This is a genomic window from Paenibacillus sp. FSL E2-0201 (assembly GCF_037963325.1).
Taxonomy (GTDB): Bacteria; Bacillota; Bacilli; order Paenibacillales; family Paenibacillaceae; genus Paenibacillus_AQ.
On the sequence record NZ_CP150154.1, the window covers coordinates 5037283 to 5053943 of the forward strand.

At 42.1% G+C, this 16661-nt stretch carries 23 protein-coding genes and 1 tRNA gene; 10 read left to right on the forward strand and 14 right to left on the reverse strand.

Annotated features, from left to right (window positions below):
* Positions 1-78: 78 nt before the first annotated feature.
* From NSU15_RS22745 to NSU15_RS22760, 4 genes are all read right to left on the reverse strand, one after another.
* Positions 79-2526 carry a helix-turn-helix domain-containing protein gene (locus tag NSU15_RS22745; protein ID WP_339287628.1) on the reverse strand — a complete coding sequence of 816 codons (2448 nt, stop codon included), beginning with the start codon at positions 2524-2526 and terminating at the stop codon, positions 79-81.
* A 138-nt stretch (positions 2527-2664) separates the two neighbouring features.
* A tRNA-Leu gene (locus NSU15_RS22750) sits at positions 2665-2750 on the reverse strand.
* Between the two features lie 160 nt (positions 2751-2910).
* A complete protein-coding gene (locus NSU15_RS22755; protein ID WP_076117207.1) occupies positions 2911-3393 on the reverse strand; it encodes a hypothetical protein in 483 nt (160 codons plus the stop codon).
* Between the two features lie 75 nt (positions 3394-3468).
* Positions 3469-4155 carry a M15 family metallopeptidase gene (locus tag NSU15_RS22760; protein WP_339287629.1) on the reverse strand — a complete coding sequence of 229 codons (687 nt, stop codon included), beginning with the start codon at positions 4153-4155 and terminating at the stop codon, positions 3469-3471.
* 290 nt (positions 4156-4445) lie between these two features.
* Here NSU15_RS22760 and NSU15_RS22765 point away from each other — a divergent pair, with 290 nt between their 5' ends.
* The gene (locus NSU15_RS22765; protein ID WP_339287630.1) at positions 4446-4604 is read left to right on the forward strand and encodes a hypothetical protein; all 159 of its coding nucleotides are present in this window, start codon (positions 4446-4448) and stop codon (positions 4602-4604) included.
* 2 nt (positions 4605-4606) lie between these two features.
* On the opposite strand, the gene NSU15_RS22770 is transcribed toward NSU15_RS22765, so the two are convergent.
* Together NSU15_RS22770 and NSU15_RS22775 are read right to left on the reverse strand one after the other, a co-directional pair.
* Positions 4607-4942 carry a YolD-like family protein gene (locus tag NSU15_RS22770; protein WP_042130171.1) on the reverse strand — a complete coding sequence of 112 codons (336 nt, stop codon included), beginning with the start codon at positions 4940-4942 and terminating at the stop codon, positions 4607-4609.
* Between the two features lie 375 nt (positions 4943-5317).
* The gene (locus tag NSU15_RS22775) at positions 5318-5878 is read right to left on the reverse strand and encodes a hypothetical protein (RefSeq protein WP_339287631.1); all 561 of its coding nucleotides are present in this window, start codon (positions 5876-5878) and stop codon (positions 5318-5320) included.
* Between the two features lie 118 nt (positions 5879-5996).
* Here NSU15_RS22775 and NSU15_RS22780 point away from each other — a divergent pair, with 118 nt between their 5' ends.
* Positions 5997-6485, forward strand: coding sequence for a PH domain-containing protein (locus NSU15_RS22780; RefSeq protein WP_076117213.1), 489 nt, complete (start codon positions 5997-5999; stop codon positions 6483-6485).
* Positions 6486-6543: 58 nt separating this feature from the next.
* Here NSU15_RS22780 and NSU15_RS22785 read toward each other — a convergent pair whose 3' ends face one another.
* Positions 6544-8019: a glycosyl hydrolase gene (locus tag NSU15_RS22785; protein ID WP_339287632.1), complete on the reverse strand. Its 1476-nt coding sequence runs from the start codon at positions 8017-8019 to the stop codon at positions 6544-6546.
* A 167-nt stretch (positions 8020-8186) separates the two neighbouring features.
* Positions 8187-8603: a cytidine deaminase gene (locus NSU15_RS22790; RefSeq protein WP_076117456.1), complete on the reverse strand. Its 417-nt coding sequence runs from the start codon at positions 8601-8603 to the stop codon at positions 8187-8189.
* A gap of 107 nt (positions 8604-8710) precedes the next feature.
* On the opposite strand from NSU15_RS22790, the gene NSU15_RS22795 reads away from it, so the two are divergent.
* On the forward strand, positions 8711-9136 hold the full coding sequence (locus tag NSU15_RS22795; RefSeq protein WP_339291428.1) for a NucA/NucB deoxyribonuclease domain-containing protein: 426 nt from the start codon (positions 8711-8713) through the stop codon (positions 9134-9136).
* A 79-nt stretch (positions 9137-9215) separates the two neighbouring features.
* Here the strand turns inward: NSU15_RS22795 and NSU15_RS22800 are convergent, their stop codons facing one another.
* On the reverse strand, positions 9216-9362 hold the full coding sequence (locus tag NSU15_RS22800) for a hypothetical protein (protein ID WP_156114850.1): 147 nt from the start codon (positions 9360-9362) through the stop codon (positions 9216-9218).
* A gap of 150 nt (positions 9363-9512) precedes the next feature.
* Here NSU15_RS22800 and NSU15_RS22805 point away from each other — a divergent pair, with 150 nt between their 5' ends.
* The 3 genes from NSU15_RS22805 to NSU15_RS22815 all read left to right on the forward strand — a co-directional run bounded on the left by NSU15_RS22805 (position 9513) and on the right by NSU15_RS22815 (position 10614).
* Positions 9513-9689, forward strand: a complete 177-nt coding sequence (locus NSU15_RS22805) for a YjfB family protein (RefSeq protein ID WP_076098563.1) — start codon at positions 9513-9515, stop codon at positions 9687-9689.
* Positions 9690-9839: 150 nt separating this feature from the next.
* Positions 9840-10373: an ImmA/IrrE family metallo-endopeptidase gene (locus NSU15_RS22810; RefSeq protein WP_339291430.1), complete on the forward strand. Its 534-nt coding sequence runs from the start codon at positions 9840-9842 to the stop codon at positions 10371-10373.
* A gap of 49 nt (positions 10374-10422) precedes the next feature.
* Positions 10423-10614, forward strand: coding sequence for a hypothetical protein (locus NSU15_RS22815; protein WP_339287634.1), 192 nt, complete (start codon positions 10423-10425; stop codon positions 10612-10614).
* A gap of 123 nt (positions 10615-10737) precedes the next feature.
* On the opposite strand, the gene NSU15_RS22820 is transcribed toward NSU15_RS22815, so the two are convergent.
* Positions 10738-10908 carry a hypothetical protein gene (locus NSU15_RS22820; RefSeq protein WP_339287635.1) on the reverse strand — a complete coding sequence of 57 codons (171 nt, stop codon included), beginning with the start codon at positions 10906-10908 and terminating at the stop codon, positions 10738-10740.
* Positions 10909-10985: 77 nt separating this feature from the next.
* Between NSU15_RS22820 and NSU15_RS22825 the strand changes: the two genes are divergently transcribed.
* The 4 genes from NSU15_RS22825 (at position 10986) to NSU15_RS22840 (ending at position 13608) form a co-directional block, all read left to right on the forward strand.
* Positions 10986-11318, forward strand: a complete 333-nt coding sequence (locus tag NSU15_RS22825; protein ID WP_339287636.1) for a DUF3139 domain-containing protein — start codon at positions 10986-10988, stop codon at positions 11316-11318.
* A gap of 179 nt (positions 11319-11497) precedes the next feature.
* On the forward strand, positions 11498-11992 hold the full coding sequence (locus NSU15_RS22830; protein ID WP_339287637.1) for a sigma-70 family RNA polymerase sigma factor: 495 nt from the start codon (positions 11498-11500) through the stop codon (positions 11990-11992).
* Entirely contained in the window at positions 11989-12978 is a 990-nt protein-coding gene (locus tag NSU15_RS22835; protein ID WP_339287638.1) for a hypothetical protein, read from the forward strand. The genes NSU15_RS22830 and NSU15_RS22835 overlap by 4 nt, the downstream gene beginning before the upstream one ends.
* 282 nt (positions 12979-13260) lie before the next feature.
* On the forward strand, positions 13261-13608 hold the full coding sequence (locus NSU15_RS22840) for a hypothetical protein (protein ID WP_042130183.1): 348 nt from the start codon (positions 13261-13263) through the stop codon (positions 13606-13608).
* Between the two features lie 156 nt (positions 13609-13764).
* Here NSU15_RS22840 and NSU15_RS22845 read toward each other — a convergent pair whose 3' ends face one another.
* From NSU15_RS22845 to NSU15_RS22860, 4 genes are all read right to left on the reverse strand, one after another.
* Positions 13765-14268 carry a hypothetical protein gene (locus NSU15_RS22845; RefSeq protein WP_042130185.1) on the reverse strand — a complete coding sequence of 168 codons (504 nt, stop codon included), beginning with the start codon at positions 14266-14268 and terminating at the stop codon, positions 13765-13767.
* Positions 14269-14855: 587 nt separating this feature from the next.
* A complete protein-coding gene (locus tag NSU15_RS22850) occupies positions 14856-15095 on the reverse strand; it encodes a hypothetical protein (RefSeq protein WP_042130186.1) in 240 nt (79 codons plus the stop codon).
* Positions 15096-15302: 207 nt separating this feature from the next.
* Positions 15303-15905: a restriction endonuclease gene (locus tag NSU15_RS22855; protein WP_339291432.1), complete on the reverse strand. Its 603-nt coding sequence runs from the start codon at positions 15903-15905 to the stop codon at positions 15303-15305.
* Between the two features lie 216 nt (positions 15906-16121).
* Complete coding sequence (locus NSU15_RS22860) at positions 16122-16598, reverse strand: GNAT family N-acetyltransferase (protein ID WP_339287641.1); 477 nt, start codon at positions 16596-16598, stop codon at positions 16122-16124.
* Between the last annotated feature and the right edge of the window lie 63 nt (positions 16599-16661).

Sequence of the window (16661 nt, forward strand, 5' to 3'; positions counted from 1 at the left end):
GCAAGTGTCCCGGATATCCGCAAAGAAAAAGAAAAAAACCAAAGAATTACCCCCAAATGATATGGGGAATTCTTTGGCTTACTTATAGAACTTATTTAAGATGATGCATTCGACCCCGTGGACCGGAACATGCAAAGTAAGATGAAAATCGCCTGTTAAGGTAAGCTGTTTTAATTGCAGGGAAGGTCTGGATATATTTTTCAAGTAATCCGTCTCTTCATGATTCAGATCAGCATATTCACCCATACGAATCCATTCGTCATAAGCAGATCCATGGTTCCGGTTAAGACTGTATTGTTTGCATTTATAGGTTCCGTAGATATTTTGCAGGTGAATATTTAACAGTAAATCATTGGATTCCTCAAAAATATCATACGAATGCTGATCCGGTTGGTCTCCCTTCATGAACAATTGGTCAGGGTAGGTGTGATTGTAAGCTAATATTTGGATGTTTTCTCCACGTTTGGTCATGATATAATTTTTGCCTTTGGCAAACACCGTGCTTCCCAGCTTAGATAAAAATACGAAGGCATAATACGCGGATTTCTTTATCCCTTCCGTATTCACCAGCCCTGTCCCCCCAAAAAAGGGATTGCTTTTAATATCCCATTCATAGAGAATATCGGAAGCCGATAAAAAACCGATGGCCTTGGCATGGGCCGCTGAGTGATCAAGCATATGATCAATAATAAAGGTGGCCATAAAAGCCGTATCATGAAGAAAATTCGTAACATCCCAGCTAAAGTTCCAGCGCGTTACGATGAATTCAATATCTTCCTTATAGTGAGTTTCCAGCAAGCGATGCATCTTTTCCAACAAATTCCTGGTATGATTTTTGGCTTCATATTGAAACGGAATTAGCTTAATATCGACAGGACTAGTTTGGGACCGCTCCAGCCAATCTTTAAATTTGACGCGGTTATGGTAAATATTGCAGCTGTAAAAATCAAGGGGCACCGCATTTTCCCGGCAAAATCCGAGCAGTTTCTCGGAAAGTTGCTCATCCGTATGGAAATTTTCTGCTGCAGGTCCCACCTTGAGCGATGGAGATATTCCCTTAATGAGCAGCGCCGTTTGCTTATATAATTCGAAGTATTGTACAAGCGTACCGCTCCAATGAATCCCATATGCCGGAAGCTCGGTCCATATTTGAAAATACCATTCGGAAACCGTATCAAGGCCGTAACGGTTTATGCAATTCATCATAAAGGATTGAACCAGGGACAGCCACTGGCTCATTTCTTTCGGGGGCGAGGTATTTCCCTGATAATTAAAAAAACTGGTGCTTTTGCTGGCAAATAAAAGCGGCATATAACTCAGGCAAATAAATGGTTTGAGTTCAAGCTCCCGGGTATAATCCAGAATATTGTTAATAAATTTCCAATTGAATTTTAACCCGTCCCGATCTTTCTGAATCACGTCCAATTCCTGATTAAAAACGCCTTCAAAACGTAAATATTCAATTGGGATTTCTTCCCGCATCTCTTTGATTTGATCGCGTATATTCTGATTCAGCAACGTATTGGCAGATCCAATGTTCATGATTTTGTTCCACACCTGCTTTAATTCGTAACCATCCGCTTGAATATCCTTGACAATGGTGGATTGGATCGTATTTTCCTCTATTGCTTTTAGTTCGAGCGGAAGCGAGGCATAGTGATGAATCAATTGCTCCTTGGAAGAGCCGGTCAAAGCCAGGCCGTCGTGATTCTCCTCCAGATGTTTTTTGCGCAGCTGCAGAGGGGTTAACGAAAACTTATTTTTGATGGCTTTATAGTAACTTTTTTCATCACTGAAGCCTGAGGATAAGGCTATGTTCGTAATTGACGTTTCCTGGTTTTGGAGCAAAAACAATGAATACCTGATCCGGACTTCTTCCAAATAAGCTTTAAACGTAACCCCGACGTTTTTCCGGAAAATGTCAGACAGATAAGATGAATTATAATGCTGTTCCTGTGCAATTTGATTTAACGTAACCTTCCCTTTGAAATCCAGTTCAACCCTGTTCAAGATTTGCTGGACAATATTAAACTCTTTATTCGAAGCACGATTGTCCGGTTCCGGCGAGGATAGCTTTTTACTGAAACGGGACGTTATGTAGCCCAACAGCCGGAGAACATCTTTATTTTCTTCCCCCTTCCCAACCAATCGGCTGAATAAAATACGAACAACATCATACGGATGTTGATTGTCTTCACTATTTTTGATGGATTTCAGATCATAGTTCAAGTTGTAAAAATCGTGATTGTGCTTAAATATAAAAAGGCTGTCCACGTGCAACTGAATAAAGCGGGTATTTAAGGCTTGCGGAACGACGCGATGGGATTCGAAATGGTTAATTAAAAGCAGATTGTTTTCATGTAGATGATAATCATTTTGGCCGATGGTCACCTTCAGTTTTCCAGTAAAGAGCCAGATGATCTCCAGCCCCGAGTGTCGATGCAGCTCTTCGGAATTAGTATCATTGACCTTGACATGGATCGGACACCCCGGCAGATACGGAATCTGAATAACGGAATACTTCAAACCAACACCCCCTTTAATAATTAATTATAACCAACCGGTTTGTTGCCGAGTCAAATAATATACAAGTGGTCGTTATAGAGACACCTAATTATAAACAAAAAGGGTTTCAGCGCAAATGAGCTGAAACCCTTGTTTTAGTGCCGAGGACGGGGGTCGAACCCGTACGGTACTCACGTACCGCAGGATTTTAAGTCCTGTGCGTCTGCCTGTTCCGCCACCCCGGCATATTATGTGTTGAAGCTTCATACGATGTTTACGTATAACGCGACAAGAAATATAATATCATGAATTTCGATAACACGCAATCCCTTTTTGAAAAATAATTTATCACATTAAAAATAACCCGTTCCAGCGTGTGCCGACACGGGTTATTAGGCATGGCGATTATCTGCGTTCGTCACTTCTGCTTCTCATTCCAACTAGGCCCAAAAGTCCAAACAATCCGAGCCAGCCCCAGTTAGACCCTCTGCTGGTAGTCCCAGTATTCGTAGTTGTGCTGGTTGCCCGATATCTACCGTCCGTTGTAGTGTTGGATAGTGGAGTTACCGTATTTCTGTTGTAGTTATCCCGGGTGTAATTTTCTGTATTGTAATTATTGTTGTGATAGTTGTTACGATTGTAATTTTCCCCTGTTCGGATCTTATCTCTCATAATGCTCTCATGCTGATTCATCGTTCCCGTGGTGCCGTTCATTAGATTGCCTTCCGTATTCATCATCCGAGTATTATTCACGGTACCATCCATGCCAGTATTCGCATTTGGGATACCGCCTAAAGCCGCCGACCCGATTGGATTAGCGTAACTAGCTCCCATTACACTCAGTGACAGTACAGTGCAGCATGCAAGGCTTGTTATCAGCTTGTTCACAACGTATGCCTCCCTTTATAGTTAGTGATCACTGATAATTTCCCCTTGGATGGCACTGTCTATACATGAATAGCTTTACTCTTTTACTACATTCACTGTCTTGCTCGCTGCGTCATACGTAACCTTTGCTCCAAGCGCCTCAGCCAGAACCCGCACGGGTACATATGTTATACCTGTATCAAGAACGCCATCCGTAAGCTTGCTGCCATTCAAGGTTATCGATACTTTAACATCCTTATTCACTGCGTCATCCTCCCCGATTATCCTTTTTAAAGCTTCATTGACCTGATCCGTTGTAGGACGTTTACCTGCGCGAAGTTGACTTGTGGTTAAACCGAAGGTCATCTGCAAGTGGGAATAATCTTTAAAAGACGTCCAGTCTCCTCCCCATTCAAGCCCCAGCTGTTTACCCACCTGTACCACCTCTTGCCAGTCCGCTATTTTATCTTTATCCCCATCACGATTCATATCCCAGGAAAGACTATTTCCGTCCGGCAGCAAAAGCGCAAAATCAAACGCAAGGCCATAATTGTGATAGCTGGTTCCACCCTTGGCGTTGGTAACTATTGGCCCCGGCTTACTTCTCCCCTGTGCATACAAGGCATTTTGCTCTGCGATTGAGCGTAATCCCTGGGTAATCACAATCGGCACTCCTTTGGCATAGCTTTGCTGAATCAAAGCCTTCGCTCCTGCTGCCAAAACAGGATGAAGCCCAACAAGACGCGCCGTCGATTTATCCCTTACTTGTTCCAAAGTCAGCATAGAATCACCCCTTGCTATAATCAATGATCCCGACTCCCCATTCGCTTGTACTAATACCCCTGCTTGCCTTAGCATACAAGCATAAACGTCTTCAGCGTCGATATAAGGAAGGACGATAAGCGTTTAAGCGAGAAATATAAGACATAAAGGATAGGTGCATAACTTTCTTATATTAAAAAAAGACCCCGGTATCCCCGAGATCTAACCTGAAAGGTAGCTATTCACGGCTTCTCCACCTTGGATCAATTCCACAAAAAAGGGCAAAATATTAGCGAAAGGTGGGAACACATATGGACATTCATAGCGATAGCTATAGAGTTGCTGCACTCAGCGAACAGGATGAAGCACTCGAAATTATTCGGAATGCCGAAGCTTCTATTGCACATCTAACCGGCAACCCAACCGTGACCCTAATTGCTTATGAAAAAAGTGAAGGCAGCAATTCTTAGCATTAGACGATGTAAACCTCAACAAGGTCATCCACATTGATCCACTTCCATTCCTCCGCCCACTGCAGCTTAAACTCACGCGAGTGGGTGTGAATGGAAGTCACAAAGCCACTTATTGTCGTATTCTCAAAGGGATCAAACAACACAACAGTCACACGCACATGACTCCGTAACGATAAGGCCAGTGTACATTCGATTTCCTCCAGTTTCTGCTCATCCAGAATAGGCTTAATGCGGCGCAGCGTCTCCCGTTCATCCCTAATAATTCTTACCTTGTGCTCCGGCAGCATCATCCGACTGCTTTCCCACAGTCCGTTTTTCTCCAGCTTTTTGCCCATGGTAACCCCTCCCTATCTATACTATCCTATATATACGAACGTATGTTTGTATTATATCCATACCTTCGCTGAATAATCAATAATCAGGAAAAAGATACCACTTTTTATCTTCCTCTTTATCTAAAAGTTGTATAATAATACATATCTGATCGAGAGGAGCTTTCCACTTGAAAAAAAATACTGCACTTCTCATCCTAATCCCTGCATTATTCCTGTGCATATACCCCCTCGTATATCAAAGTAATACACTCTCAGACCTTACAAAAGGAATTGTAGCTGGCTTATTTATAGGATTGGCAGTGTTACCTCTACTTAAGCTCAAAATCGCAGCAAAAAGACGCTGACAGTTAAACTGTACAGCGTCTACATTCCGATCTATTCTTTAACGTTCTCTGTCTCAGTGGTGGACTGACCATCGGCATCGATGAGCCCTGTTGCTTCTCTTGCTTCATTAAGCTTGGATATGCCGTACAGCATCGCTACATCAGCGTTCTGATTCAATTCCTGGAACTGTTCAGCAGTGACCTCTGCGGAATCAGCACCTTGAGAGGCCTGTTCTTTTAGGGCATAGGCACTTTTGAAAGCAATTTTGGACTCCTCAAGCAGCTTACGGATATCTTCAGGCAAGCTAGAGGCGATCTTCACCTTCTCAGCCTGATTGGATAGGTCAGTTGCGGTTTTCTGGAATTCGTTAATCTTCTTCTCCAGCTGTTTGTCCGAAAGCTCTCCTGCTGAATAAGCAGCAATGGCTTCGTTGAACTCCGTTAAAGATGATTTTCCCAATTCATCGAGTTTAGAAATTTCATTGTAGAAGTTTTGCACGGTCTCCTGCACTTCTTCTTCTGAGGCAGGTGCCGATGAAGTTGAATGATTATTGCTGCAGGCGCTAAGGATGACAGTCAACATTAGCGTTCCTATTAGTAACACTTTTTTCATTTATTTATCCCTCCACTTAACAGAATAATGTCGGTTTGTGTAAAGCGCAAATGAAATTTATGTAAAATGACTATTATATTATAATTATTGTAATTGTAATCAAGAAAGGAGAGTATTTATGCCTTATTGCACAGCCTGCGGATCAGAATATAAGCAGGGCGCTAAATTTTGCGGAGAATGTGGAACCGGCATTGACGGCACCGCCCCAGTGACCGCCCGTCATCCATCAGCAAGCTCCAACACTACTCAAGAAGTCGTGCTCTGGAAAGGTAAGCCCGCCAGCATCTCAGACCGCCTCAAAGGCGTCGTACGCCTGAACACTACTACGTACACCATTACAAGCCAGCGTATTATGGTAAAGACCGGACTTATCGGTAAAAATGTCGAAGAGATTGAATTACTGCGTGTACGCGATTTATCCGTAGCACAATCTATCACGGACCGGATGCTCGGCATCGGTACATTAACTGTATTTTCTGATGACGCCTCAGCGCCTCAGCTTCTTTTCCGAAAAATTCGTGATGCCCAAACCGTTAAAGATGTCCTGCGCAAAGCCGTACGTGACGAGAAGATCGCCAACAACATTAGCTATCGCGAACAAATCTAAGACCGTTCGGACGTTAAAAAAGCCCCGGATCCGGGGCTTGCTCCAAACAGATGTTCTTTTATGGCAGATAGAACGCTCCTGCTGGGATAACTCCCTTTGGCTGGCTAGGACTTTCCCACTGTAATACAATCCGCGCGTCACCTTCATTCTCATAATACTCCACTTTTATTTCATGCAGCTTGCCCGCAATCAGATTCACACTGCCTTTACGCTCCTGTCCACTCTGATTCACCCAACTGTCAATGATCAGCATTCCATCAATCCACACCCGCACCCCGTCATCAGAGGAGGAGTAAATGGTATAAGTCTCACTATAAGCTGCCGTGAGCTTCCCGCTCCAACGTATAGAGAATGCATCGACACGAATGGCTGGATCGGGTGAACCCTGTTTCCATGAAAATTGGATGTTCGCATCCGTTCGCGTCAACGCAGGAGTCCCGCTAAGGGTCATATTATTGTAATATTGCCCCCATAGCCCGCTTTGCAGCACACTATCTCCCTTAGCAGCCACAATCGCTGCCTCAGCAGCATATTCATCTCGTGTGAATACATAGCTGTCGTTCATAAAGGCTCTAATCACCGCATCGGTGTTTTTCTCATAAAGAAGCTTGCCCCAGGTCATCTGATAAGACCATTTGGGCTGTGATTTAGATAGTAGCGCAGGGGACGGTAGCTCTCCGTTCTCTCCAATCGCGATCAGCTTTCCCCGGCCAAGATCCCATAGACTATCATAGTGACTTCCCTTGAAATCGCCGTCATAGATGTCTAGCGCTAGCACATCTACTTTGTCACCGCCCGGGTAGTATTCCGCAGGGTCATCACACCATTGATTTTTGGCGTTTGTACTCCATACCCACAATAAATTATGCAGCTTATGATAGCCGGTAAAGCGGTCAAACATAAGATTCCACAGCTTCACGTAGTTGCTCTTCTTTCCCCACCAAAACCATCCGCCATTCATTTCATGATAGGGCCGCCAGAGCACAGGAACACCTGCGTCATTCAGTTTTTTTAAAGAGAGGGCTATCTTATCCAGATCAGCGATCAGTGCGTTGTACTGAGCAGTACCCGGTGTTATATATTTGTCAAAATCAGCGTTGCTTATGCTCGTAGATACGTTAGCCCAAGCCGGCGCTGTTCCTGGCAGCTGAGCGTGATAGCTAATCGTTATGATTCCACCAGCTTTATACCAGCGAATAGCGCTGCTAACAACCCAATCCCGCTGATTGTCTATTAGCGCCGCCGTCTGATTATTGATTGCCCCCAGCTCGTAGCCGTGAAGGGCAGCGTATTGCCCGCTGGTATTTTTCAGCTTCCCATTGAACTCATCCGCGCTCTCCAAATAATCATGTTGTCCACTAATCCATCCTTTTCCTTGCAAAAAATAAAGGGTATTCAACAATTTCTGAGCAGAGGTTACCGTTTCCGAATCTGCCGGAGTCATTTGCAATTTACGATATGCTATTTGCCACTGAACATCGTTCACAAACCTCGATGCCGAATCAACCATATTTCGAAGGTTGCGCTGTTCCATCCACTCTCACATCCTTTTAACTTTTTTAAGTTATAGTATGGGGACAATAGTGACATGAACTCAGCGAATGGACATGAAGCTGTAAATTAATTTAGGACAGTGTAAGGAACTGCTGAATAAATTCACGGCTCAACAAAAAAAGGAGCCTAGGGCTCCTTTATTCCAAACTACCTCGTATATCTCAGCGGTAGTAATTCGGTAATATCATATTTGGCTAACCGGCCTTCCTCAGATACAATAACTTTGCAATCCTTCCCGTAATCAGCAATTAACTCACGGCACATCCCGCAGGGAGAGACTACTTTAATCTCTCTTTCCCCGCTATCCGGATCAGAATGCCTTACGGCAACAATCGTATCAAATTCCTTGTAGCCTTCAGATATCGCTTTTCCAATCACCATCGCCTCCGCACAAACTGTAATCCGCCCCATGCTAGCTTCTACATGTACCGCTGTAAAGATCTCCCCCGTCTTCGTACGGAGCGCCGCTCCAACATGGTGTCTTTCCCATTCATAACGTCTAGTAATAATATCTTCAGCAGAGGCTATAAGCGTCTGATCCTCAATCGTAATTAAATACTCCATATCCAATTCCGTCCTCCTCTTATTTTTCCTAAGTATATTAAATCGCACTGCATTATGATATAAGATATACTATTTTAAGTTCCAAAAAAGGAGGAGCAGATTTGAAAATACAGAAATTACTCACCAGTCTCATCATTGTTGTGTTACTCGCTTTGGGCGGTTACTGGTATGAACAGAACGAAGACCCGGCATCCCCCACATCCGATTCAGAAGTTGTTCAGCTCATCTTCCCATCAGATCGTTATCCTGAGACCGCCAAGCATATTCAGGATGCGATTGCCAAAGGGGAGTCTGCCACATGTACCATTAACCGTGAGCAGGCTGAAGAGAACCGCAAAGAATCCTTAAGAGGGATCCCTACCAAAAAAGGCTACGACCGCGACGAATGGCCCATGGCCATGTGTGATGAAGGCGGCGAAGGGGCCGACATTGAATACATAACGCCAAAAGATAATCGCGGTGCAGGAAGCTGGGTTGGTAATCAGCTAGAAGATTATGCGGATGGAACCCGCGTAGAATTTATGTTCAAATAACGAGCTTCGTAAACAATGTTCCAAAAGAATAGCCCCATCCGGTATACACCGGATGGGGCTACAATGTGCATCAGCTAGCTTAGAATAAGCAAGCTTTAGTGATGATAACCAGCAAGATGAAGAGTACCAGAATAGCTCCCGTTGAAGTAAAAGGACTACACACCGGACCTACGTTTGCTGGGCTTACTACAGGACCTACGTTACAACCACAATGTTCCATTCCCATTTTTAATTCCTCCTAATGATTAATGACTACAGCACAAGATATGTAAAAAGGAGATAAGCCGTTTGGGCGAATTGGCAAACAAAATGCCGAACACCTAATGAATTAAATGGACAGAGTCGATATACAGGATATACACGAAGGAGGTGCAATATGGATATAGCTGCATTATCAATGGCAATGAGTCAAGCATCCTTAGCTCAGAATGTGGGGATACAGGTCATGAATATAGCCAAAAATCAGGCTGAAACCCAGAGTCAAACGATGGTGGAAATGCTGGGGAAAAGCGTTGCTCCGAATTTAGGAAAAACACTTGATATTAGTGTTTAATTGCATTATGCTAAGGACACACAAGAACACTAGTTCTTATGTGTCCTTATATTTTTTTACTTTACATAGCCTTCGGGCTTTTCTTTTGTTCATTTATGCGAACATACGATCCTATAATTGATTTTGAATGAGGTGAATGATGTGGATAACATGAAATCCTATTATCAAATGACTGCACTGGAGAAGTGGACGGAAGATTTATACAAACGTCTAAACCTTACTCAGCCTTCGCAAATTTCGATTGCCTATATTGCAGAACGGCTTAATATTTGGGTTCATTATTTGGATGTAAGAAGCAAGAGTATCGAAGCATCAGCGGGGATGTACACCATGTTTATCGATAACCGGCTTCCAGCTAGCCTGCAGCGGCTAGAGTTTCTCCACGAGCTCTGTCACCTGCTCCGCCATGGTACCAATCATATATTGATGCCAGAACATTTTACGCGGGCACAGGAGGATGAATCCGAGCGTTTTATTCTTTATGCAGCTATGCCCTACTCCATGATCTCCCGTTTGAAATTGCCAGAACAACGAGAGGAAGCCATTAGCTATCTTGCAGCAGAATTTCAAGTGCCAAGCGAGCTGGCTTTACAGCGGATTGATCAGATCCAAAGACGTGTTTTTCAGGGGCAATTATTGGCCGTGATGGGAAGAAACGAAGAACGATTAACACATATTCAATAATGACTGCGGAGATAATAAGGGTAGTCGCAATGAAGTACCATTAATAATTATGATGGAATTTCTCGCAAGGGGGAACGATATGGAAGCCATTAAAGTAATTGAATTATTGATGACTCATCCAGATTATAACGTAGATGCAGTACACCCCGAAATTCCGGATTTTGTTGGGATCGAGTCGATTGAAGTGGATCATGAAACAGGGACCTTCTCCATTTTATTGCAAGAACCCAAAGACGACTGAAGATGATTTGTGTAAGCTCATAATAAAAAGGCAGCAAGTATAGTATACCCAGGCAATTCTTTACCTACACGGGTTTAACTATCGGCGGGAAATTTGCTGCCTTATTTGTAATTATAAGCTCTGTTATGCGACAAATTGAATCAAACCAATAAGAGTTAGAATGAGGAATATACCCACAACACCCCAAATAATAAACCATAAGACTCTTAGCCCTGGCAGTTTTGGACTTGAATGATTCTCTAGTACCTTAATACGTCGCTCCAACTCCTGTATTTTTTCCTCTTGCTGCGTCATCCTCTTTCCTCCCTTCTAATGTGTAAACTAATATATTATCTTATAATATATACATTTTATCTAAATGGAGGAAATTAATGAAGAAAAGAACAAAAATAATTCTTGTTACTCTCATTATTGTATATGGAGTTGCTTCCTTAGCGCTTCACTCCTTCCGAAATCAGATGAACAATGAGATCATTCATTATCTGGTAGATGCTAGAGATTATAAGAATGAAGATCTTTATAAAGTCTATACCCAGATTGGTAAGGCTCCCGTAGTAAGCACAACGGTTATCTTTGCAGATGAACCTAACGCAAGATACTTTTATAGAAAAGAGAAGGATCTGATTTATCAATACAGCATGGCTCCTGTAAAAGGTTCTGATCCAAAATATACATATAAACATATTGAGGAACGTCTCCCGTAAAGGGGGAACTTCTATTATAAAAACGCGATTGTCTCAGCAGTCAGGATTATGGCTACTAAGACAACCGCGTTTTTTTAGATCCTAACCCTTGATCTATATGGCTAACAAAATTTTCTCAGGAACATAATGTGACCAAATGTCGTCCTAAATGGTGTTATAGGTAAAGGGGGCATAGAATCATGCAGCGATCCATGACCCGGCCGGGAAATCATGTGATAAAGAGTTACGAAATCTACGCAGATATGCTGTTCCGTATCGCCTTGGTCCATCTAGGCAGCCGCCAAGATGCCGAAGAAGCTACTCAGGAGACCTTCATCAAACTGATAGAAAAGGCGCCAAAGTTCAAAGATGCTGAACATCAGAAAGCATGGCTGATCCGCGTAATCACCAATCATTGCAAAACATTACTGGGTAGAGGCTGGCGAAAGCGTGAGGTTAAGCTGGAAAGCGCTGAGCCGATTGCGATAGACAACCCCGAAGAATTGGCTCTATTGCAATTAGTTATGGCGATGCCCATGAAGTATAAAACTGTAATCCATCTTTACTATTACGAGGATTATCCCATCCAGGAAATCAGCAAGATTCTGCAGATTAGTCAGTCTGCCGTGAAGATGAGACTTCAGCGGGGACGGCAACTGCTAAAACTAGAGCTGGAAGGAGCGGAATCACAATGAAGGAAGATCAGTTTCGAACATTATATACGAAAGCGGTGGATTCTATGAAACCAGGTGAAGAGATGAAAAAAGAATTGATCGACAAACTGGTGCACCAGCAGGAGCGGAAACGTCCACGCAAAACGGTTTATATCGCGGCAAGTATCGTGCTTGCTGCCGGAATCGGCTTGGCTGCACCGAATATATGGCAGCAGTTGAACGGTCAGAGCACCCAAGGACAGATTGCTCAAGTAACTCCGGGCCCAGGTGATGCAGGCAATCCTAGCACAGATACGTCCAGAAGCATTATCATCCCCGAGCTGGAACTGCCGGATACCAAGTCTGGCGTTAAGACAGATATGATCGCTCTAGTCGTGTATAAAGATAATATTTATACACAGTCTGCAACTCGCATCGACGCCGCCGACGCTGCCGCTCTGCGCGATGACAAGCTGGGACGGACTACAGGCGGCATCGATGAATGGAGCGGTAAAGACAAATATATTGAGCTAGCTTCTAACATCGGAGAGACGGATATCTATTCTGTGAAGGGATATGATTCCAATTTCTTGATTATGTCCTATTCGGAAATCAACGGCGAGGTATTCGCCGAACTGTATGAACATACGAACGGCATTACCGTAAACAGCGGTGCTGATCTGTTCGGCAAGCTAAATCTTGAGGGCAGAATTAATTCAGCTCAGTGGGAAAGCTTCGACAGCTGGAACAATGGACTACAGAAGTACACACCGCTTGCTGTCGACGAGGCGTTTAGCGGCTTCCTGACGGCACTCAACGCGGCTAAACCACTGGCAGCAGAGCCACTTATCGAGCAAGGCATCTACGACAGCGAAGAGCGCAAGATCATCTATCTACAGTTGGAAGACAACGCCCGGGTAGAGCTGACGCTGTTCGGTCAAGGACTTGTACGTTACGGTCAGGCACCGGTATTCTTCGAAGTCGAATCTGGGGCATTCCAGAAGCTCTGGGATAGTATGAAACTATAGGATGTTGGTCGGAAACCCAGCATACAGCGATTGGGACAACGATTACGACAACGTTACGGGCGCTATCCCCATTAGAGAAGTCTAGCTGGATACGCAAAAAGGGCACTGCTTCCAAAGCATTTCATGGCTTTGCGACAGCGTCCCTTTTGTGTTGGCTGTATGGTTTGCATTGCACCATGCCAGAATATCAGATTCTAAATAAAAATCCATATATCGCCAAAAGTTTTTGTGTAGTAGAATGATTTTGTCGATTAATATATGTGTTTAAGAAGGAGTGATTAGATGGGTGCAAAAAATAAAGTTATAGCTGGTGACTATGAAGGTAAAGTAATAATGTCTACTCTCGGAATTGTAAATTTGCAAACTGGTTTTTTAAAAACAATCACACTAGACAAAAACACTGTAGAGGATTATGAGATAATGGACGAAACTCATTCCAAAAGTGCTGTGAGTGCTGTAGGAAGAGGATTAGTGGGAGGATTTCTACTCGGACCGGTTGGTTTGCTTGCTGGCCTTTCAGCTAAGAGCAAAGGGGTTCATATCATTGCAGTTCAGTTCAAGGATGGAAAGAAGAGTTTAATAGAAATAGACGAAAAAATTTACAAAGCTTTTTTGAAGAATTGTTTTTAGAGAAAGTACATAGCGTAAAAGAGCCATTGTAGGTTAATCCTATGATGGCTCTTTTACTTGTTCAATGTTGCTATAACATAGGGAATCAAAAAAGGAACGCCCACCATGGGTGCTCCTTGAATTTGTTATTCGTCTACTCTACAACATTCTAGCTAGTTACGCATTTACACTTTCCGTTTTACGATCCTGTCTAGCATGTAATGTTTTCATCGCAAATCTTGCGATCGGCTGCGCCACCAATAGTTCAATCCAAAATGCTATACCAAAGTTTCTTGGCCAGATGTGAAGGAAGTTTTTAAGTGGTTCTAGGCTAATTTGCTTCGTCCCCACCCACGTGCCGATAATCGATAATAAAATAGATAACACTGTAACATTCAAAAAAGTATTCAACAGCACCCTAGCATTAAATCCATCGGTTTGTCCCATGAATTTCGGCATCACTTTCCCAACAATCGGCCCTGCAACTAATCTTACGGATAAAACTACGATCATCCACATAAACGGAATAACCTTTAGTGTATCTATATACACTTCCTTACTGAAGCCACGTTCCAATCCCACAATAATAGGGGCAATAGTGTTTACTGAAATGATTGAAATAATGAGTAAAAATAATATACCTTCTTTTCCGTTTCTGGGCAGTCTTGTGTCTCCATGCATGTTTGTCATCTCCGTGAATCATATTTCAGATGGCAGACGTATCATGAGACATATATTTTTGGCCCAATAAAAAGACCAATATCTCTACACACTGATTTAATAATTATAGCACTTTCATCAAATGAATGTCAGATTTCTATTTAAGATTTAATAAATCCCTCTGCTCTTTAGTACATTCAAAAGATTTAAACTATCCCTGCGGTAGCGCATGACGATAAATCTTGCATCAGTAAATCTGTTAGCAAACTCGAATTTCGGGCCTTCCTAGTTCTCTTCCCTTTGAATCTATGTGCCTATAGACAGCAAAAAAAACTTACAAAGTAAGGGTTTTTGATAAGTGGGCCCCGAGGGACTCGAACCCCCGACCAATCGGTTATGAGCCGACCGCTCTAAAAAACTGATATAGAGGAAAGGGGTAAATACCTTAAACTCTATTCAGGAATTCTTGTTATTATTGGGATTATCTAATATTGATTAAACTTAATTAAAATGAGTTTGTGACCAAATTCGTGACCAATGTGACCATTGAGTTTGTCCTGGTTTCTTTATGGGCTTTAAGCACAACTACAATCTCAACATGATCACTTCTAAAAAGATAAGTTACAAAGCGCTAATCCTAATACAATAACTCCTACGATCATCACAACAACACCTTTTCTGTTTTTCAAATAGTTATATCCACCAATAGATATGAGGGCTCCACACATCATTACAACCAACAAAGATTGTTGTTCCTCAACATCATAATCATTGAACAATAATGAAATGCCTAGAAGAATTGTTGCCGCACAAAAATGGACACCAAATTCTTTGAAGATTTTCTTCATTACAGCACTCCTATGTATTAGAATACCTGGCCTCATTTTCTCTGCTTTATGTATTTCTTAATCAAATAAAACAATACAAATCCTAACAACACAAAGCCAAGTATGGTGATCCATAGAATCGTTTGATTCCCTACGAAAAAGTATGTATTTCTGTATTGAAAATCTTCATTGTTCATCAGTATAAAAGCTCCTTGTTCTACGAACTATCTATTTCTTCGCAACCCATCGTTTTTCAACTTTGAAGTCCTTCTTAATTACTTTATTATCCCATGAATCCAGTATAATCCTGGGCTCTGACTCAAGGATATCCTTTGCTTTATCAATCTGCCCTGACTTGAAAAAGTTTATAATTTCTATAAGGTCACTTCTACTATGTAATCTTACGGCGTTATAACTAGCAAGTTCTTCACACGCTGAGGTATATTGATTTGAGGATATTACCATGGACTTTTTTGCCCTGTAATATCTCATGGAACTATAGATCTCTTGAACAGCTCCTAACCCTACTGGATAGGAATAACGCTTTGCCTGAACGACATTTCGAACCCCCTCCCCGTCTGTAAACACTAAGTCAGATCCAAAATTTCTGCCTCCTTTCGTTTTATATGCATCACTATAACCCATGGCCAAAAATAAACGATACAGATATTCTACAAAGCCAGTTCCGTCTTCCATTCGGTCTATGTCCTGGATCGTAATCTTAAGTGGATCAATTACAATACTTTGGGTAGGGTAACTCTTCTTTCTTGATAAAACTTTGAATACAAAAACAGCAGTAACGATAACAAGAATAACCAACAAAATTATCATTTTTATCAACCAGCAACCCCCATTAATATAAGAACCTCGCCAATGTCGGCGAGGTTCTTCCAAATTGCAATGCCATTACTCCCAAACTCTATAACCTTAATATAAATTATTTGGAACATTATGTATATGTTACTGGTAAGAAAAAGTCCTAAACTACTGTTGGTTTTTGGACTCACGTTTCCCGTTAGCGTAAGCCCTTGCTAGTCCTGAATATCATTAACTAATGAATACTTGTGTTCTTCTTCCTACTTCAATTCGTTCAGTAAATTTACCTCCTGTATACTCTTCTATTGCCTTTTTCCAAAAGAGTTGAGCGGGCTTGTTGTTATCTATTTGGTAAACTTCCCATTTTCCCTGGTGCATATCAAATATATCTTTAGCAACCAATCTCCCTAATCCCAGCCTACGATACTTCTTCGCAATAAAAAATTCAGCAATAGAAAAATATGCGTCATCTTCTTCCCGATTTTTTAATTTGACTAAGACAAATCCAATAATTTCCCCATTGAGACTGATTAAATATGGATAATTGGGGTCTTTAGACCAATATTCATCAATTGGATAATTACCATATTTACCGTTTGCCTCAAACTGCAACTCCATAAATTCTGAGAAATCATAAATATAGAATTGTAACAGGTTGCTGAGTATTTCTTTATGTTCCAAGGTTGCTATTTTGATTTCATAGTCCATGTTTGATACCATCCCTCTGTAGATTCAACTATCGTTTCCCGTTAGTAAAGTCCCAAACAAACC

What these genes read in the sequence shown, in the direction of transcription:
- NSU15_RS22860 (WP_339287641.1), bottom strand. Translation starts at nt 16,598, where the DNA reads ATGGACTATGAAATCAAAATAGCAACCTTGGAACATAAAGAAATACTC.
- NSU15_RS22770 (WP_042130171.1), bottom strand. Translation starts at nt 4,942, where the DNA reads ATGGGCAAAAAGCTGGAGAAAAACGGACTGTGGGAAAGCAGTCGGATG.
- NSU15_RS22825 (WP_339287636.1), top strand. Translation starts at nt 10,986, where the DNA reads ATGAAGAAAAGAACAAAAATAATTCTTGTTACTCTCATTATTGTATAT.
- NSU15_RS22775 (WP_339287631.1), bottom strand. Translation starts at nt 5,878, where the DNA reads ATGAAAAAAGTGTTACTAATAGGAACGCTAATGTTGACTGTCATCCTT.
- NSU15_RS22855 (WP_339291432.1), bottom strand. Translation starts at nt 15,905, where the DNA reads ATGATAATTTTGTTGGTTATTCTTGTTATCGTTACTGCTGTTTTTGTA.
- NSU15_RS22830 (WP_339287637.1), top strand. Translation starts at nt 11,498, where the DNA reads ATGCAGCGATCCATGACCCGGCCGGGAAATCATGTGATAAAGAGTTAC.
- NSU15_RS22785 (WP_339287632.1), bottom strand. Translation starts at nt 8,019, where the DNA reads ATGGAACAGCGCAACCTTCGAAATATGGTTGATTCGGCATCGAGGTTT.
- NSU15_RS22845 (WP_042130185.1), bottom strand. Translation starts at nt 14,268, where the DNA reads ATGCATGGAGACACAAGACTGCCCAGAAACGGAAAAGAAGGTATATTA.
- NSU15_RS22820 (WP_339287635.1), bottom strand. Translation starts at nt 10,908, where the DNA reads ATGACGCAGCAAGAGGAAAAAATACAGGAGTTGGAGCGACGTATTAAG.
- NSU15_RS22790 (WP_076117456.1), bottom strand. Translation starts at nt 8,603, where the DNA reads ATGGAGTATTTAATTACGATTGAGGATCAGACGCTTATAGCCTCTGCT.
- NSU15_RS22850 (WP_042130186.1), bottom strand. Translation starts at nt 15,095, where the DNA reads ATGAAGAAAATCTTCAAAGAATTTGGTGTCCATTTTTGTGCGGCAACA.
- NSU15_RS22835 (WP_339287638.1), top strand. Translation starts at nt 11,989, where the DNA reads ATGAAGGAAGATCAGTTTCGAACATTATATACGAAAGCGGTGGATTCT.
- NSU15_RS22810 (WP_339291430.1), top strand. Translation starts at nt 9,840, where the DNA reads ATGAAATCCTATTATCAAATGACTGCACTGGAGAAGTGGACGGAAGAT.
- NSU15_RS22765 (WP_339287630.1), top strand. Translation starts at nt 4,446, where the DNA reads ATGGACATTCATAGCGATAGCTATAGAGTTGCTGCACTCAGCGAACAG.
- NSU15_RS22805 (WP_076098563.1), top strand. Translation starts at nt 9,513, where the DNA reads ATGGATATAGCTGCATTATCAATGGCAATGAGTCAAGCATCCTTAGCT.
- NSU15_RS22760 (WP_339287629.1), bottom strand. Translation starts at nt 4,155, where the DNA reads ATGCTGACTTTGGAACAAGTAAGGGATAAATCGACGGCGCGTCTTGTT.
- NSU15_RS22800 (WP_156114850.1), bottom strand. Translation starts at nt 9,362, where the DNA reads ATGGGAATGGAACATTGTGGTTGTAACGTAGGTCCTGTAGTAAGCCCA.
- NSU15_RS22815 (WP_339287634.1), top strand. Translation starts at nt 10,423, where the DNA reads ATGATGGAATTTCTCGCAAGGGGGAACGATATGGAAGCCATTAAAGTA.
- NSU15_RS22840 (WP_042130183.1), top strand. Translation starts at nt 13,261, where the DNA reads ATGGGTGCAAAAAATAAAGTTATAGCTGGTGACTATGAAGGTAAAGTA.
- NSU15_RS22780 (WP_076117213.1), top strand. Translation starts at nt 5,997, where the DNA reads ATGCCTTATTGCACAGCCTGCGGATCAGAATATAAGCAGGGCGCTAAA.